14 protein-coding genes are annotated in these 17,636 nt (G+C 44.8%); 8 read left to right on the forward strand and 6 right to left on the reverse strand.

Annotated features, from left to right (window positions below; genetic code table 11):
• Positions 1 to 152 precede the first annotated feature (152 nt).
• The gene (locus V7K50_RS00520) at positions 153 to 773 is read right to left on the reverse strand and encodes a flavin prenyltransferase UbiX (RefSeq protein ID WP_334956216.1); all 621 of its coding nucleotides are present in this window, start codon (positions 771 to 773) and stop codon (positions 153 to 155) included.
• A 17-nt stretch (positions 774 to 790) separates the two neighbouring features.
• Entirely contained in the window at positions 791 to 3,145 is a 2,355-nt protein-coding gene (locus V7K50_RS00525; RefSeq protein WP_334956218.1) for a ribonuclease R family protein, read from the reverse strand.
• 1,030 nt (positions 3,146 to 4,175) lie between these two features.
• On the opposite strand from V7K50_RS00525, the gene V7K50_RS00530 reads away from it, so the two are divergent.
• The gene (locus tag V7K50_RS00530) at positions 4,176 to 5,060 is read left to right on the forward strand and encodes a hypothetical protein (protein ID WP_334956220.1); all 885 of its coding nucleotides are present in this window, start codon (positions 4,176 to 4,178) and stop codon (positions 5,058 to 5,060) included.
• A gap of 66 nt (positions 5,061 to 5,126) precedes the next feature.
• Complete coding sequence (locus V7K50_RS00535; protein ID WP_334956222.1) at positions 5,127 to 5,948, forward strand: hypothetical protein; 822 nt, start codon at positions 5,127 to 5,129, stop codon at positions 5,946 to 5,948.
• Positions 5,949 to 6,196: 248 nt separating this feature from the next.
• Here the strand turns inward: V7K50_RS00535 and clpP are convergent, their stop codons facing one another.
• A complete protein-coding gene (clpP, locus tag V7K50_RS00540; RefSeq protein WP_334731830.1) occupies positions 6,197 to 6,808 on the reverse strand; it encodes an ATP-dependent Clp endopeptidase proteolytic subunit ClpP in 612 nt (203 codons plus the stop codon).
• Positions 6,809 to 7,249: 441 nt separating this feature from the next.
• Between clpP and V7K50_RS00545 the strand changes: the two genes are divergently transcribed.
• The 4 genes from V7K50_RS00545 (at position 7,250) to V7K50_RS00560 (ending at position 11,319) form a co-directional block, all read left to right on the forward strand.
• On the forward strand, positions 7,250 to 7,432 hold the full coding sequence (locus V7K50_RS00545) for a hypothetical protein (protein WP_334956272.1): 183 nt from the start codon (positions 7,250 to 7,252) through the stop codon (positions 7,430 to 7,432).
• A 268-nt stretch (positions 7,433 to 7,700) separates the two neighbouring features.
• The gene (locus V7K50_RS00550; RefSeq protein WP_334956224.1) at positions 7,701 to 9,758 is read left to right on the forward strand and encodes a thioredoxin domain-containing protein; all 2,058 of its coding nucleotides are present in this window, start codon (positions 7,701 to 7,703) and stop codon (positions 9,756 to 9,758) included.
• Between the two features lie 239 nt (positions 9,759 to 9,997).
• On the forward strand, positions 9,998 to 10,600 hold the full coding sequence (locus V7K50_RS00555) for a molybdenum cofactor guanylyltransferase (RefSeq protein WP_334956226.1): 603 nt from the start codon (positions 9,998 to 10,000) through the stop codon (positions 10,598 to 10,600).
• 92 nt (positions 10,601 to 10,692) lie between these two features.
• Complete coding sequence (locus V7K50_RS00560; protein ID WP_334956228.1) at positions 10,693 to 11,319, forward strand: chloramphenicol phosphotransferase CPT family protein; 627 nt, start codon at positions 10,693 to 10,695, stop codon at positions 11,317 to 11,319.
• 38 nt (positions 11,320 to 11,357) lie between these two features.
• On the opposite strand, the gene V7K50_RS00565 is transcribed toward V7K50_RS00560, so the two are convergent.
• The 3 genes from V7K50_RS00565 to V7K50_RS00575 all read right to left on the reverse strand — a co-directional run bounded on the left by V7K50_RS00565 (position 11,358) and on the right by V7K50_RS00575 (position 15,065).
• The gene (locus V7K50_RS00565) at positions 11,358 to 12,857 is read right to left on the reverse strand and encodes a family 10 glycosylhydrolase (RefSeq protein ID WP_334956230.1); all 1,500 of its coding nucleotides are present in this window, start codon (positions 12,855 to 12,857) and stop codon (positions 11,358 to 11,360) included.
• A 458-nt stretch (positions 12,858 to 13,315) separates the two neighbouring features.
• Positions 13,316 to 13,720 (reverse strand): photosystem II protein Psb27, encoded by a 405-nt coding sequence (psb27, locus tag V7K50_RS00570; protein WP_334956232.1) that lies wholly within the window; start codon positions 13,718 to 13,720, stop codon positions 13,316 to 13,318.
• 253 nt (positions 13,721 to 13,973) lie between these two features.
• Positions 13,974 to 15,065 (reverse strand): NAD(P)/FAD-dependent oxidoreductase, encoded by a 1,092-nt coding sequence (locus tag V7K50_RS00575; protein ID WP_334956234.1) that lies wholly within the window; start codon positions 15,063 to 15,065, stop codon positions 13,974 to 13,976.
• A 209-nt stretch (positions 15,066 to 15,274) separates the two neighbouring features.
• Here V7K50_RS00575 and V7K50_RS00580 point away from each other — a divergent pair, with 209 nt between their 5' ends.
• Positions 15,275 to 16,117, forward strand: coding sequence for a hypothetical protein (locus tag V7K50_RS00580; RefSeq protein WP_334956236.1), 843 nt, complete (start codon positions 15,275 to 15,277; stop codon positions 16,115 to 16,117).
• Positions 16,099 to 17,457 (forward strand): O-antigen ligase family protein, encoded by a 1,359-nt coding sequence (locus V7K50_RS00585; protein WP_334956238.1) that lies wholly within the window; start codon positions 16,099 to 16,101, stop codon positions 17,455 to 17,457. Before V7K50_RS00580 ends, V7K50_RS00585 begins: the two co-directional genes overlap by 19 nt.
• Positions 17,458 to 17,636 lie beyond the last annotated feature (179 nt).

A 17,636-nucleotide genomic window follows, 5' to 3' on the forward strand; every position in this document is an offset into this window, starting at 1 on the left:
ACTGGGGAACCCCAGTCCCCAGCGATGCACTGAGCTTGTCGAAGTGTCCCCAGTCCCCAGTCCCGGAGTACCATTCCTCCCCGACTTCGGCGCAGCAAGTCGGGGAGGAATGGCGCGACCCGGTGAAACTGATGATAGATCGACTGAGGGCATTAACGATGACCTTGCCATCGCTGAATGGGGATGCAGTCAATATCTAGTTGATCTAAAGCACGGGCAACTACAAAATCAACTAAATCCTCGATGGTTTGGGGATTGTGATACCAGGCAGGGATAGCGGGGACAACTCTAACTCCAACTTCTGCTAAAGAGGTTAAGTTACGGAGGTGGATGAGGCTAAAAGGCGTTTCACGTGGGACAATGACCAGCTTTCGCCCTTCTTTGAGTTGGACATCCGCCGCCCGTTCTAGTAAATCGGAACTCAAGCCAACCGCTAGCTTTGCCACTGTACTCATGCTGCATGGAATGATGATCATTCCCAGAGTGGCAAAGGAACCACTAGCAATCCCGGCTCCAACATCACTCCAAGGATGGCAGCGTAGTTTACCAGAAAGTGCAACTCCAGCTTGCTCTCGCCAGAATTGTTCTTGCCCGGTTGGTTCTGCTGGCATCCGAATTTCCTGTTCTGACTGCCAAACCATGTAAGTTGATTTAGAGGCAACCAATTCAACACTGTAATCCGCTTGTAACAGAAACTTGATCGCGCGAACAGCGTAAATCAGACCAGATGCGCCCGATACGCCTAAAATTAGAGGCTTAGTGTGATTTGACACGTAACTTTTACTTAATTTTACTCATCATCAGAGTAAGGGTCTAGGTCATCAGGCTCAATATCATTTGGTAAGTAGAGGTCTGAAAGCTCGTCATGGGAATCATTACCAGTTAAACCTTTGGCTACACCATCGCTGCCGACTGTTACCAAATCAATTTGCTGGCGGTAGTAATCGACACTCTTAACTTGGACGGCGACGCGATCGCCTAATCGATAAGAAGCGCGATTTTTACGCCCAAAAAGTGCCTGTTGTCTGGCGCGATATTCATACCAATCATCTTTGAGAGAACTGACGTGTACCAATCCTTCCACCCGCAAAGGCACACCAGGATTACTGCTGGACTCCACCTCGGCGGCTGGTACTTCAATTTCTACAAAGAAACCATAGGATTGAACCCCGGTAATTACACCTTGAAATACCTGACCGATGCGTTGCTTCATCAGTTGGGCTTTTTGCAGTCCAGCTAAATCGGCTTCAGCTTCTTGGACTTCTTTTTCTCGGTCGTTAATTTGGACAATTACCCTAGTCAAATCGCTTTGGAGTTCTTGTTGCAATTCTGGGGGTAAAACGTTCCAGTTAATTTCCTCATGGCTGGAGGAGTGGCGCAGGTTAACGCGTTCTCTGACACGGGTATTGCGGCGATCGCGCCCGTTTTCGAGTAGTGTGTAATACACTCTCTGCATCAGCAAATCTGGGTAACGCCGCAAGGGAGCGCTAAAGTGGACATATTGCGGTAGTGCCAGACCAAAGTGAGATCCTTTGGTTGTGCTGTACGCAGACGGCTTAAGTGTATCTTGTAATAAGTAGGTAAGAACTTGCTCAGAGACAGATTCCGCAAAAGCTGTGGTCAAATGTTGGTAATCTAAGGGTTGGATATCGACTTCGGGATCTAGTGTGAGGTCAACGCCCAAATTGACTGCCAATTTCAGCATTTCCTGGACATCTTCAACATCGGGTGTACCTTGGACTCGCCAGATAGCGGGAACACCAAGGGCATTTAAGTGAGTTGCGAACAGTTGATTAACTAACAGTACCAACTCCGTGAGTAGCGATCGCACTGGTAAATCATTCACCACCACAGCGCCGAGAATCCCCTCATCATAGTAAGCGTTTTGGCTAGGCGGCAGATTCAACTGGAGGCTACCACGAGTCAAACGTACCTGTTTGACGGCTGTTTGCAAGGCTTGGAGGTCTTGCAGTATTTGGACGACCTGTGGAGATTGATTATGAGCTTCACCTGTGAGGATTGCTTGAGCTTGTTCTGTACTCAGTGCCGTCTCTACGTTGATCACACTGGATTGGATTTCCCATTCCAGTACTTCTCCCGATTGGGGATCAATGGTAATTAAAAAAGAGATGGTTAAGCGATCGCTTCCAGGTATTAAAGAACAGCGTTCTGCCACACCTGCTGGTAATATTGGCAGCACCAACTCTCCCAGATACACTGATTTACCCCGTTTGAGTGCTTCTCTATCTAGGGGTTCGTCAGGTTGGACATAGTGAGAAACATCAGTGATATGAACGCCTAAAAGCCAATTTCCAGCTAAGTTTTTTTCTAAACTAAAAGCGTTTTCGATAACTTTGGTATCGCCATTTACCCCTTCAATGGTGAGAGTAAACAAATTACGCAAATCTAGCCGATTTTTCAGGTCTGCTTTGAGGAGCTTTTTGGGCAACTTAGCGGCGGCTTCTAGGACATTATCTGGAAAAGTCCGGGAAAGGTCGTGTTTGCACGTAACTAAATCTATATCAGCAGCAGCTTCGGCATCGCTACCGAGAACTTGCACCACTCGACCAAGGGGAGGATATTGTGCCAACGGGTAACGCAAAACTTCCACATGAACCAGGTGATCGATCGCTTCTTCTAACTTTGCCTCATTAGGTTGAATCTTGAGTTCAAACAGCAATCGATCGTCTAAAGGCACAGCCCGGAAACCAGTTTCCACCTGCTTAATTCGTGCCAGTAAAGTGTGGTTGGAACGTTCGAGAATCAGCTTCACCTCCCCTTCAGGAGAGCGACGGCGACTGCCTTCTTTGAGAACTCTCACCAAAACGCGATCGCCATTCCAAGCATTACTCAGATGACTTTCGCGGATGTAAATATCCTCAGCACCTTCCACATCTTGAATCGCAAAGCAAAAGCCCTTACTAGAACAACGGAGTTTTGCCTCGATTATTCCCTCTTCTGAGACACGGCGGTACTTGCCCCGTTCTTTCACTAAAATACCGATTTTTTCCAGAACATCTAAAGCAATGTGAAGTTTTTGTAAACTTTTTTCATCTTCACAGCCAAGTTTCTTTTCTAAAACCTTCCGAGCTACCAATTTATCATCGGTGAAATTGGCAAGGAGTGTAGCGATTGAAAATTCCATGCAGTGAACCGACCTTTGGTCAAAACATCATTTGTTGTTTAATCTGGTTCTTTTCTGTATACCCTCACGGCTTACAGAAACAAGCTGGAAACTAATTGCCCTGAAGCAAGCTTCCTAAGTTCTCACGAAAGGAAGCCCGACCCAGCAAGAGCGGGAAACTACTCCCGCAGTTCCTTTGCAAAGAAGCCGACCCAGGAACAACTCTGGGTGTCTACAAACTTCTGACTGCACGATGCTCTCAGAATTGCCTGCGTTCAACTCCCTTCACCTAACCAAACTTCAGATTGCACGCCTGATTAAAATTTAGCCCCGCTAGCTAATTACGCGACGGGTTTTTGAGAAGCTGGGTTTAGAGAACTCTCCATGCTGCCCAAAAGCGCTATGCAGGGGAGCCACTGCGGTGAGGCAGCCCCCGTTTTAGCGGTTCCCGTCGATAGCGCAGCGTTAGCGAGTCTTCTCCCTTGGCCTTAGCCTCTCCCTTTGGGAGAAGGGGAGACGCTTTAGCACAACGAGCGTCTGGGGGACTGCCTTTCCCGAAGGGTCTTAGGGTCACCCCAAGTGGATCAAGTGGCGTGGAAACTACAGGTGTTTGATTGTCTAGAGTGAAGGTAATTTTACGCCATTAGATTCTGATTTTTAACTAGGAGGAACTGCCGGTGAACCCAATTTTCCCACATGTAGAATCGGTAACAATTAGGTAAGCAGCTTAATAAGCAGCGAGGGCGAACCTTATCTCCATTATTGTAGATTTAGAGCGCACTTCCAGAAAATAGTTGTAGATATCGAGTTGGGTAATTAGTATAGCATTGCAAGCAAGACTACCCAGATAAGTTAGCACTAGCTAAAAATTTCGTCAAAAAACACCTACTGCTACAATTAGGACATAAGGCAAAGCAAGAATATTACTTTCAAAGGTACTGGGGATTAGGGATTGGGGATTAGGGATTAGGATTAAAATAATTCTTTCCTAGTTCCCAGTCCCCAGTCCCCAGTCCCCAGTCCCCAAAAGATTTAGATTGGTAGCAGTATTATGTTGGCTCAATTCCAGAGCTTGTATCCCAAAGGTAGTCTGATTTCTGAATTAGTGCAAATTTTTCAAGGAAAATATATTGTTCGGGCAAGCGTGCAAATTGAAGGCGTAACCCGTGCTACAGGTATGGCAGCAGCCGAAACAGTAGAAGCAGCAGAAGACCAAGCCAGAACCAGGGCGTTGATAGTTTTGGGTATTACAAATGCGTCACCAGAATCAGTGGCATTTACCTCAAATCCAATTTCCCCGGCACAGCTAAACCCTTCCTTGAATACCAAAGTAGGATTAAATGAGCCTGCTGCCTATTCCTCTGCAAAAGATCAGGATTTTGTTAGTAGTCAATGGCCAGTGGTCAGTGACAAAGAAATATCTATCCCGCCTTCCAGAGTCCGCAATATCAAACCAGAAGTAGTAACAAGTAACGAACAGTACGAGTACAGCAGTGCTGCGCCCCTAGCAAGCGATACCTATAGCCAGGATTTAGGTCAAAACTTTTCTCTGACTGACAACCGAGAACTAGAATTTGATCCTCCAGTTGAAAGCTTGGAAATAACCTTTGATAACCAGCCTGAAAATCAAACCTTTCCCGCAATTTCTGCCAATAATGTCACACCATTTACACCCCGGAGTTACAGCCCTCAAGAGGATGTCGCCACCCCGACTGTGACAGGAAAGAGAAAGAAGAAAGCTGAACCCGTTGATTTATCGGATGTCATTGCGAAAACAGATGTCGAACTTCAGCGTTTAGGCTGGACACCAGAACAGGGACGGGAGCATTTGATTGAAACCTACGGTAAGCGCGGGCGGACTTTGCTCACTGAAGAAGAATTACACGGATTCCTCAAATACTTACAATCTCAGCCAGACCCAATAGCGGGATTTTGATTAGTCATTGGTCATTTGTAAGGACTAATGAATAATGACGTAGGTTCTTGAAACAGTAACGAAGCTATGGAACCTGTAAATTTTTCTGAAGTAATTGCTCAAATACATGTCGAAAAGGAGCGATTAGGCTGGACAACAGACCAAGTACGAGAACATCTCAAAAAAAACTATGGGGGGCATACTTTGCTGGCAGAAGTAGAATTACTAGACTTCCTCCAATACCTTGCACCTCAACCAACATCAGCATTAGACGAAATTCTGATTGCCAAAATTAATGTTGAAATCGAACGGTTATTGTGGACACAAAAGCAGGGACGGGAACATCTCATAAAAAATTATGGGAAGCGATCGCGTAATTTGCTGACAGAAGTAGAATTATTAGACTTCCTTAAATACCTTGGATCTCAACCTACACCAGCATTAGACGAAGTTCTGATTGCCAAAATTAATGTTGAAATCGAGCGGTTATTTTGGACACAAAAGGAGGAAGAACAGTATTTCATAACAACTTATAACAAGCCTGTTCGCACTTTGCTTACCCAGGAAGAATTACTGGATTTCCTCAGATACTTGGAATCTCACCCCATACCAGAAGACAACTCCGAACTTTACGCGGAATATGAAGAGTTACAAGATTTCTCTAGTGATTCAGAAGAATCAGACAATATAATCACTAAAATGTATCCTGTGCATTTATTGTATCCTGTGGATTTTTTTGAAGTACTGACTAAAACTGATGCTGAAATGCAGCGTTTAGGGTTGACAGTAGAGTGGGGACGGGAACATCTCATAAAAAATTATGGGAAGCGATCGCGTACCTTACTGACAGAAGTAGAATTATTAGACTTCCTCCAATATCTCCAATCTCAGCCAGACCCACTAGTTTGATGGATGAATAAGTTCGTAGTAAAGACTTTAGTCCTTGATTTGAGCGCTAAAGCGCTCACTACGAACCAAGCAAACTTGACTTGACAGACTACTAGCGGGATTTTAGTTAGTCATTTTTGTAAATCGGTATTAAGTACTTGAGCAGAATACCCATTGTAAAAATAACCCCTCTTCAGTTATGAAAAGGGGTTATTTTTAGGGTTTAAGGGAATTTAAAGTGGTAAATCACTATTTACTAATCGTGACTATTAATTAACAACCGCAACTGCTGGACGACTACCGGCGGCGTGACGGTCAATCACTTGGTCAATCAAACCGTATTCCCTGGCTTCCTCTGGCGACATGAAAAAGTCACGTTCAGTATCTTCAGCAATGCGCTCAATTGGTTGACCAGTATGTTCAGCTAAATAGTCATTTAGCCGCTTCTTATGGTACAAAATTTCCCGCGCCTGAATTTCAATATCAGTCGCCTGTCCTTGAGCGCCGCCTAGAGGTTGATGAATCATAATCCGAGAATGGGGTAGACTCATCCGCTTACCTTTAGCACCCGCGCTGAGGAGGAAAGCGCCCATACTCGCCGCCAATCCGGTACAAATTGTACAGACATCAGGGCGAATATGTTTCATAGTGTCAAAAATGCCCATACCAGCCGTCACCGAACCACCGGGAGAATTGATGTACATATATATGTCTTTCTCCGGGTCTTCAGCATCCAAATACAGCAGTTGGGCAACAATCAAGTTAGCAATGTTGTTATCAACTTGTTGTCCCAAAAAGATGATGCGCTCACGTAACAGCCGTGAGTAGATGTCAAAGGCGCGTTCACCTCGACCCGATTGTTCAATAACGATAGGAATCATGGAAGCGTGTTTGTGGCTACTTTAAATACATTTTATCGGTGACAGCACGAAACTGGGGTTTATCTCTACTGTTGCCAGGTAGATAGAAGTAAATCTTTGCCAATTCTGTCTTATACGATAAAGGAGCAAAATGTGCTTTTGCAATAGATTCAACCTCTAAGGGCACTTTTTAGCGAGAAAAGCTGTCTCAGAAAATTAGGGAAGAACAAATCAAAAAACTCCAACTATCGCCAATCTGATGTTTTGGCCTTTGCTGCATAACCTAGGCGATGTGGTAATTAGACCAATAACTGAAATCCGACTTGCTTAGGGAATTATGTTAATTTTCAGTAACATTTTAAATGTTTTTTAGGATTTCCCTCAGCAATTATCAAGTTATTTTTGTTAAATTCGGTAAGTCGATAGTACGAGGTGTATTTAGAATAACCAGTCCTAATTGAAATGCTATCCACCAGAGAGAGACGTGCCATGCTGGAAAAACTTATACAAGCCGCCATCATCACCTTCTTCCTGCACCTGATAGCAGGACTTAGCCCAAATACTATAATTCAGACAAAGACAGCATCACCTATGCAAGAAACGCCACCAAGTATTGTCAGCTTGCTGTTGCGATCTTTTCAATAAGAATGTTTCATAAGTTGTATAGGTGTAAGTAAGTCGGCGCAAATAAACTCAACTATAGCGTTTCTCTGGTGAGTCCAATACAAACCTAACCCCTAACCCCTTACGCCAGGTGCTTCTCCCAGGGGGAGACGCTACGCGTAGCTTGCTTCCCTGGAGGGGTACAAGTCGGCAGAGCCGCCCAACGCACTGGCTCCCCTACTAGCGTTGGGAAGTAAGATTCCTGGGAACAGGGTAGACTGAGCAGAAGGCAACTTACTTGCGTTTGATTATGACTAATCGCCTTGCTGAAGCTAAGAGCCTCTATCTCCGCAAACACGCCGAAAACCCCATTGATTGGTGGCCTTGGTGTGACGAAGCACTTGCAACTGCAAGGGCGCAAAATAAACCGATTTTTCTCTCCATTGGCTATTCTAGTTGCCATTGGTGTACTGTCATGGAAGGCGAGGCTTTTTCTGATATTGCGATCGCTGATTACATGAATACCAATTATCTTCCCATCAAAGTAGACAGGGAAGAAAGACCTGACCTCGATAGCATCTATATGCAAGCTTTGCAGATGATGAGCGGTCAAGGGGGTTGGCCTTTAAATATTTTTCTTTCTCCAGAAGATTTAGTGCCGTTTTACGCTGGTACTTATTTCCCTGTAGACCCGCGCTATGGTCGTCCAGGATTTTTGCAGGTGTTGCAATCCCTTCGCCGTTATTACGATACAGAAAAAGCGGATTTACAGCAACGCAAAGCCCTAATTATTGAGTCTCTCCTCACATCTGCGGTATTGCAAGATGGTACAACAACTGAGCTTGAAGACCATGAATTACTCCGCCAAGGTTGGGAAACTACTACAGGTATAATTACTCCTAATCAATCTGGTAATAGCTTTCCGATGATTCCCTACACAGAATTAGCACTGCGGGGAACTCGATTTAATTTTGAATCTCGCTATGATGGCAAGCAAGTTTGTACCCAGCGAGGATTAGATTTAGCACTGGGCGGCATTTATGACCATGTAGCTGGTGGCTTTCATCGCTATACTGTTGACCCGACTTGGACAGTACCGCATTTTGAAAAGATGCTCTACGACAATGGACAGATTGTGGAGTATCTGGCTTCTCTGTGGAGTGCGGGAGTACAAGAACCAGCATTTGAGAGGGCGGTTGCTGGTACTGTCCAATGGCTGAAGCGGGAAATGACCGCACCTGAAGGTTACTTCTATGCTTCTCAAGATGCCGATAGCTTCACTGAATCCACGGCAATAGAACCAGAGGAAGGAGCTTTTTACGTTTGGAGTTATAGCGAATTAGAAGAACTATTAACACCGGAAGAATTAACGGAATTACAACAACAATTTACTGTTACCCCTAACGGCAACTTTGAAGGACGTAACGTTTTACAAAGAAGGAATTCAGGTCAACTGAGTGCAACCCTGGAAACGATACTGAGTAAGCTGTTTACCGCTCGTTATGGCGTTAGTTCTGAGTCGCTAGAAACTTTTCCCCCCGCTCGTAACAATCAGGAAGCAAAAACCACTAACTGGCCAGGTCGCATTCCTTCGGTGACAGATACGAAAATGATTGTCGCTTGGAATAGTTTGATGATTTCTGGGCTGGCTAGGGCTGCTGGGGTTTTCCAACAACCGTTATATCTGGAATTAGCAGCACGAGCGGCGAATTTTATTTTGGAAAATCAGTTTGTCGATGGGCGTTTCCACCGACTCAACTATCAAGGAGAACCAAGTGTTTTAGCGCAGTCTGAAGATTACGCTTTGTTTATTAAAGCTCTGCTAGATTTACAAGCTTCCAACCCTGAGCAGGAACAATGGTTAGAAAATGCGATCGCTATCCAAGATGAATTCAACGAATTTCTTTGGAGTGTAGAGTTAGGTGGTTATAATAACACATCAAGTAGCTCTAGTCAAGATTTAATTGTCAGAGAGCGTAGTTATGCTGATAATGCTACACCATCAGCCAATGGAATTGCGATCGCTAATCTTGTCCGTCTCGCTTTACTCACCGATAATCTAGATTATTTGGATTTAGCCGAACTTGGTTTAAAAGCTTTTAAGAGTGTAATGCATCGCTCTCCCCAAGCTTGTCCTAGTTTATTTACAGCTTTGGATTGGTATCGTAATTCTACCTTGATTCGCAGCACCACTGAGCAAATAAACTCTTTGATCCCCAGGTTTCTACCAACGGCTGTGTTTGCCATCACATCTGATTTACCAGAGGGAAGCGTGGGATTAGTTTGCCAAGGTTTGAAGTGTCTGGCACCAGCAGAAAGTGTAGAGCATTTATTGCAGCAAGTCGAGAAAAGTCAGGTGAGGGCGTGAAATCGCTCTCAAGAAGGGATTAAATACTCAATATTCTCATTGAGATCCTCAACCGCAAGCCAGCAAGCCAGCCAGGGGTTATAAACCCCCGGCTAAGAGCTTAAGTCCTCTAAAAGAGGACTAAATAAGAATTTCAGTCCATTTACAATGGACTTTGGCTATTAGCCCGCGATTTGAATCGCTGGCGAGTGATGCACACAAGTGCAAAATATATTTCTAACCTATATTTTTGTTGGCGAATGACTATTAACTCATGTAGCAAATTAACCGCCATTGTATTAGCAGGCGGCAAAAGTTCTCGCATGGGTCAAGATAAAGCTTTGATTCCCATTCAAGGGATGCCGTTATTACAGCGAGTTTGTGGGATTGCTCAAAGCTGTTCTGATACGGTTTATATAGTTACTCCCTGGCCAGAACGCTATCAAGACTTGCTTTTGCCTGGTTGTCAGTTTATCCGAGAAGTATCTTTATCTGGAGAATCCCTCGCTCATGGGCCTTTAGTAGGTTTTGCCCAAGGATTAGCCGAAGTGCAGACAGAATGGGTGCTGTTGCTAGCTTGCGATTTGCCGAGATTGCGGGTTGAGGTGTTGCAAGATTGGGTAACTAGACTTGATAGGGTGGGAGATGATAAGGTCGCAGCTTTAGCTGATAATCCAAAAGGCTGGGAACCTCTGTGTGGTTTCTATCGCCGTCGCTGTTTGCCACAACTTTTAGAGTTTATCAACCAAGGGGGGCGATCGTTTCAGCAGTGGCTTCGGCAATATCCTGTAGAAGTTTTGCCCTTACCAGAACCTGAAATGCTATTCAACTGTAATACACCAGAAGACTTAGCTTTAAGTTGAGTTGAGATAGAAGCATTTTCAATTGCCTATTCAACGTTTTAGCCGTAACGTGGAACTGCTAACTATATTTATTAAGAATCCGAGGAGTGATTATGGGGCAGACACCGGAACTAGGACAGATTATCATCCTGAATGGTGTCCCGCGATCGGGGAAATCAAGCATTGTTGCAGTAATCCAAGAGACATTTGATGGTCTGTGGATGAACTTGGGTGTCGATAGGTTTATGCAAATGACTCCCGCACGATACCTGCCTGGGATCGGTCTACGACCAGGGGGAGAACGCCAGGATATTGAACCCCTGGTTCCCATTCTGTACAGCGCCATGTATGAGTCCATCGCTGCCCACAGCCGCTTGGGTCTGAATGTCGTGGTTGATGTCGGACACCATGATGCCTACGCAAGGGAGCGGGGTATTCTAGCTGATAGTGCCCGACGTTTGAACGGATTGCCGGTCTTGTTCGTAGGCGTTCACTGCCCCATCGAGATTATTATGGAACGACGACAAAACACAGGGTGGAACGTGGGAAGTACAGGCGATTCCCCGATGCCACATCCGGTTCAGTTATGGCAAAGTGAAGTCCACATCCCTGGTATCTATGACCTGGAAGTTGATACCTCCTTGTTAAGCCCCGGTGCTTGTGCTGAGGTGATCCGCCAGCACCTTGGAGATAGTCCAGCACCATCGGCATTCCAACGACTCGCTGCACATTATACTTAAGCTGTAGTTATTGCCTTTTGACTACTTCTGCAAGAAGTCTACTTAACTCGACAGAATTTGCGATCGCTATCACTTTCAGGATATTGCCAAGAATAGGCAAAATGGCTAACTCCCTTCAGTTGGGGGGCAAATTTTCGGAGTGCCTGCATTTGCACTTCTAGGGATGGACGATTACTGACGGATTCTCCCCATTTACCTGCTAAAGCCGGCATTATCTGTGTACCCGGTTTTGCCATACTCACAACCCGTTGCACTTGCGCCACAATACAACTGACATCACCACAAGTGCCATAAGCCATAGGATGCCACTCTAATGTACTGGGGAACCGATCCCAAGGTTGTAAACGGGAATCATACCCTTGTCCGACAGTTTGGTTGCCATCAGGGAAAAACACCACTCCTGTAGCAATACCTAGCTGCTTTGCTGGGTAACTAGCGATGGTGACAAAATCTAGAATTCCTTGCATGGCGTGGGCAACGGCAAGCTGCCACAACTCCCATTGTAAAAGCGGTTGTCTATCGGTTGCAGGCAGAATTGAGTTTTCTGGTGGTGGGAGAGGGCGTCCTTGCCAGAGTGGTTCTCCTTCTTGAGGATAAAGTTGATCAACTTCCGCTATATCTCCACTAGTGACGAATCCCTTGGTCAAAAAGCGCCGAATTAAGTCCAGCCCTTTGTAATTCTGTGCCCGTTTAAATAAAGCTTCTTGGGTTGCGGGACTAAATAACCATAAATCTGAAACTTTGGTGGCGATAGAATCACTTCCAGCTTGTCGGGGATAGCGCACGTAGTCCAATAACAAACCATCTGGGCGACGGCGCAAAATTTCTTGTACTAATTGGTAGTAGTCGCGTTTTGCTTGCAGATTGTAAGGGTCGATAAATACTTGAGAGCCATTATCTACCACATATAAACTGGTTTGACCTTTGCCATTACGAGCGATCGCATCTTTTCTGTCTGGACGCTGGGCATAAGTATATCCGAAATTTGCGGTAAACATCCAGGCGTAGACCTTCAAACCACGTTGCCGACCTTTTTTAATTGCTGTGGCGAGTATATCGGTGTTTTCTGCTCCGGGAGTGCGAATCACAGCCGGCCAAACCGTCGGGTTAGCTCTTGCTGGCAATAATACCTGCCCGTCGTAAAATACTTCTAAATAAACTTGGTTATAGCCTCGGTTAACAATTCGATCCATAATCTGATCAATTGTTCCCGGCTTAATGTCACAGGGATACAAGCGCAACCAAATGGCTTGGATTTGCGGCCAAGTCCGAGTGCGGCACTCCTGCAATTCCTGTGCTTGTTTTTGTACTATGCTTTGGTAGAGCGTTTGAGCATCTTGATCGCCTTTGAGGGCTGACAAACGTAAGTTTTCTTTTTCTTGCACCGTCGCTGATGATAACTGACAATACTCACTTACTTGCGCCCTTACTGGTTCGCTCCCAAAGTTGGGGATCAACGAACTACTAGTAAAAATAACAGCGAATAAGCGCCGCCAGAATAATGTTGATCTTGCAAAGTTCAAGGGACGATTAGACATACCTACCAGTAGATGAACAAATTCAAAATTTAAAAGAGTTTCAGTCGGAGTTTAAATATCCGTCTGTAGCTTGCTTCCCCCAGGTTAACTGGGCAAAGACGGAGTGGCTCAGACTCTGAGCTACGTGTTAATGTTCGAGTATTAAACCCTCTAATTTGCGATCGTCATCGATTCCAACTTAGATTATCGCGGTGAATTGTATGAGATTATACATTTAATTAACAACGGTTTTAAAACCTATTTTTTCTAGACTCTTAAAGACCTATTTCTGTTGCCGTATTCTTTTATAAACACATAAACATATAAATGGAAGTTTGACATCCTGACTTTTAGTTTGGAGAGTATCAATCAGTTTAGTTGAAAATTTAAAACTCAGGTTTCAATAAAGTTAACAAAATAGTCAAGAGTCAAAATTATGACTCTTGACTATTGATGATCGAGCAGGCAATAGTTAATAGTTAACCGCCACGCTTCAGCGCCGTCTCTACCTGCTGCAACTCCTTCTCTAGACGATTTTTGAGTTTTTCGGGTACGGGACGATTTGGGTAAGAACTGTAATGTCCAGCCAGGGAGTTGAGGGCTGTTCGGATGGTTGTAAAGGAGCCAAGACCAGAAACAGAGTTAACTCGCTGGTAGCGAGCTGAAAAGTCATTAATTTTTTGACGCGCTTCTGCTTGAACTGCTGCTTTGTCTGGTGAATCTTGTGATATATCCAGAGCTTGTCTCATAACATTGACCACAGCTAAGGTATCTTGACGATAATCCCCAGTCAAACTATCTGGACTGCCAGAACAACCCATTAAGCCGAGAGATACAACCAAAACCAGCGCAAGCAAACGCGACCAATAGCGCTTCATATGCATTAAGTAAAAGAATACGTAAATCAACGTCCATCCTATCTTGGATTGGTAACTTGGGGATCAATTGAGTGCTAAGTGGGCAGTGGAGAGTAGGAATGGGGAGTGAGGAGGGTTGTTTCATTCCCTAAAAGGCGCTGATTTGTAAGCATCTTGGGCAAAAAATCAGGTGATTCAAGAAGAATGCAGAATTCAGCATTCTTTGAGTCGGGTCTATACAATGAGCTACTATCCAATTTATCTCCGACAGATGAATTGATTAGGTAAAAACCTTTAGAAAGTTCACATTATCTAAAGGTAGATGACGCAACTGATGATTAATTTCATCAGCCGTAGCTAATCCTGAAAGCATCGCACTTTCCACAAGATTGCCCCCACACCAATCACCACAGCAAATTAAAGGTAAAGGAGTTTCGGCAGACAAAAAAGCTTCGTGCCAAGGACTGCGAGGAAAGGCATAACGCCAACGATGTACTTGCATCCATTGGGGAGTATTCAGCCAAGAAAGGGACAGAGATTCAGCTGCTCGTTGTAACATATATTGTCCAGCAGGTTGTAAATCCTGTGATTCTAGATGACCTTGGGCAAAATTAGCACTACTTTGCACTACAAAATGTGGTTGCTGAGGGTTTAGACGTTTGCTACTATCCAAACCAATCCATGCTAAATCAGCATCATCCACAAAAGTTAGAGCTTTCCATTGAGGGAGGGGTTGGGATGTAGATGGATATCCAGCGATCGCACTAATTGAAGGATAAAATTCTACGGAGCGCAAGTTATCCAGAAAGGCTCCATCCAATACACTTTCACCCAAGGGTTCTAACAGCATCACCGCTTGGGGTGCAGGAATGGCGACGACTAAAGCTTTTGCAGTTAATTCTTCGTTGCTAGATTCCAGAGTCAAACGCCAACTACTTTCGGGAGTTGGAGTAATAGCGATAACACGCTGATTCAGTAATATTTCTAAACCAGGGGCGAGGGTTTTAGCGATCGCACTCATTCCCTCAGGTGCAACATAACACGGACTGCGGTTTTTGGGTTCAGATAAAGGAACGCCTGCTGTGAGTTCGTAAACCTCCTCTGTCCAAACTTCGAGGATATGGCGCGTAGACGCAGAGCGGCTTGTCGTCAGACATCGCAATATTTCCACAAAACGTCCTAATAGTTCACCCTTTGGCTTCAGGTAACAAGCCCCATGATCAGCCCAAGTTCCATGCAAGCGGCGTGTCGCTAGTCTTCCTCCCAAACCACGCGATTTTTCCACCACTACCACCGAATATCCAGCTTGACTTAACTGCTGGGCGCAGACTAAACCGGCGATTCCGGCACCAATCACTGCAATATCAGTCATAAATCAATAGTTCCTAGTCATTGGTTATTAATTGTCACTTGTACTGAGCGACTTGCCTTGAGCGTTCGCGTAGCGTCTCGTAGAGAAGTCGAAAGGAGCCGAAGTATTAGTTATTCGTTATCATCAAAGGACAAAATTACTACTAATGACTGCTGAAAGCTAATAGTAGAATAAGGTACAGAAAGCTGCACGGAAGGGAGGATGGGAAATTGGATGAAATGAGGGCGGCGCTAGAGTTAGCGACCGAAGAAGAATTGCAAGACTTAACGGCAATTCTATTTAGTCGTAAGTTCAATCCCCTAGACTATGTACACACACCCGAACCCATCGAAGTGCAAAGCCAAGACCGCAAAGCTTGGTTAGATTCACTAGAGGGACGCTTCCGGTTTTTGGCGGCAGATGGGATGACGGTATTACGGGGACGCACAGGCCAGGTAACTTACCGACAAGCCTTAGTCCAAGTATGTAAGTATCTAAAAATTCCCTATTCTAATCGGCTGGCAACCATTGATTTAGAAGCAGAAGTATTTTTGCATCTGCTAGGACAGGTGTGGAAAAAATTACCTGAACAGGAAAAACAAAAATTGACTCTCCGAGTACAACGTCACCTGATCAAATCAGAACTAAAAGAACCGCTACCACTTTTATTGCAGCCTGACCCCTTGGGGTTGCTGTTCAAAGGCAGTAGTGCGATCGCGGTTACTTCTCTTCTCCAGCCACTTGTACTGAAGCAAATTGCCCGTCAATTTGCCATTCACTTTGCTACTTATGAAGTAGCCAAACAAGCTGCAATTACAGGCTCAGAGGCTGCTGCAACGCAATTTCAAAGCTATGTAGCGATGCAAATGGCGCAACGAGGTATGACAGTAAGTGCAGCTCGTTATGGGGCAGCCCGCACCATGTTTGCCGTGATTGGCCCAATCATGTGGACTTGGTTTGTTGCAGATTTAGGGTGGAGAGCGATCGCCACTAACTATGGTCGAATCATCCCTACGATCTTCACCCTAGCTCAAATTCGCCTCACTCGTGAGGAATGTTGGGAGCCAGCTTGAACAAGGTTTTTAACTATTTCAAGTCTTGTTGGCAATCTGCTTGGAACTACTCTCTATGGGCACTGTTAATCTTCCCATTGAGTCCTTTAGTCGGGGCTGTGACTGTCGGTTTTGTCTCATTAATAACTTGGCTCAAACAATCCCGCAAAATTAATCGCCGCCCCCTCAACTGGGGATTTGCCCTTTTGAGTGTATTAATGATCGTGAGTGCTGGGTTTGCCCAAGACAAGACAGCAGCTTTCCTCGGCTTATTTAATTTATTACCATTCTTTTTACTTTTCGCCGCCCATAGCGCCCTGATTCAAACATTTGCCCAATTGCGGCAAATGGCTTGGATGTTGGTGATTGGTTCCATGCCGGTGGTGATTATCGGCTTGGGGCAGTTATTTTTGGGATGGAGTTTTAAGTTCGAGATTTTGTGGGTTGTGTTGAGTTGGACAGTCAGAACAGGAGGAAATCCGCCAGGTCGGATCGCTTCATTTTTCTTGCACGCTAACACCTTTGCAGCTTATCTAACAATAGTTTTCATCCTTGGTTTAGGGTTGTGGTTGGAACAATGGCGATTGGTGATTGGCGATTGGGGATTGGGTATTAGTAAGAATTCACTCTCCAGTCGCCAGTTCCCAGTCCCCTTTCTCTTCCTAACCGTGGCGGTGATTGCGAATTTCATTGCCTTGATTTTCACCAACTCACGTAATGGGTGGGCGATCGCTATTTTTGCCTGTTTAGCTTATGCAGTGTACCAAGGTTGGCGCGTTCTTGTCGGTGGCGTTGCTGCGATCGTCTCTAGTGTACTTTTGGCAGCTTTTGCTCCCTCACCAGTTGCTCAAATTTTTCGGCAGGTAGTTCCTGCATTCTTTTGGGCTAGGTTAAATGACGATATGTATCCAGATAGACCAGTCGCTTTAATGCGAAAAACTCAGTGGGAATTTGCCTGGTCTTTAGCTCAACAACATCCTTGGACTGGCTGGGGGTTACGCAGTTTTGGTACACTTTACACAGCAAAGATGCAGATACCCTTAGGTCATCCCCATAACTTGTTTTTGATGTTATCTGCTGAAACTGGTTTTCCTAGTGCTTTTTTATTTTGTGGCTTACTAGCTTGGATTTTGATTACAGGCGTGCAATTACTGCGAAAGTCAAAATATCTAAATGCAGGAGACAGATTGATATTTTTCAGTTATCTTCTGGCCTTTGTTGGTTGGGTTCTATTGAATACAGTAGATGTAACCCTCTTCGATTTTCGTTTGAATGCGCTTTCATGGTTAATTTTGGCTGCCATTTGTGGAGTAGTAAATGGTTATAACCCAAAAGACAAACTTGCATATCATCAAAATTAGCTATTAGCTTTTTCAGTGTATGCACTGGGGACATCTAGAGTTTGAAGTTAATAAGATTACTATATTCACGTCTGTGAGTGTGACTAATACCTAATTAGTCACTGTTGCTGATTGTTGGGAAGGTGTAGGGACAACCTTTTGGGGTTTTCCTACATGACGGGCATCTCTTGTAGATGCCC

Origin of the sequence: Nostoc sp. (genome assembly GCF_036917135.1) — a bacterium.
In the GTDB taxonomy this organism is placed as follows: Bacteria; Cyanobacteriota; Cyanobacteriia; order Cyanobacteriales; family Nostocaceae; genus Nostoc.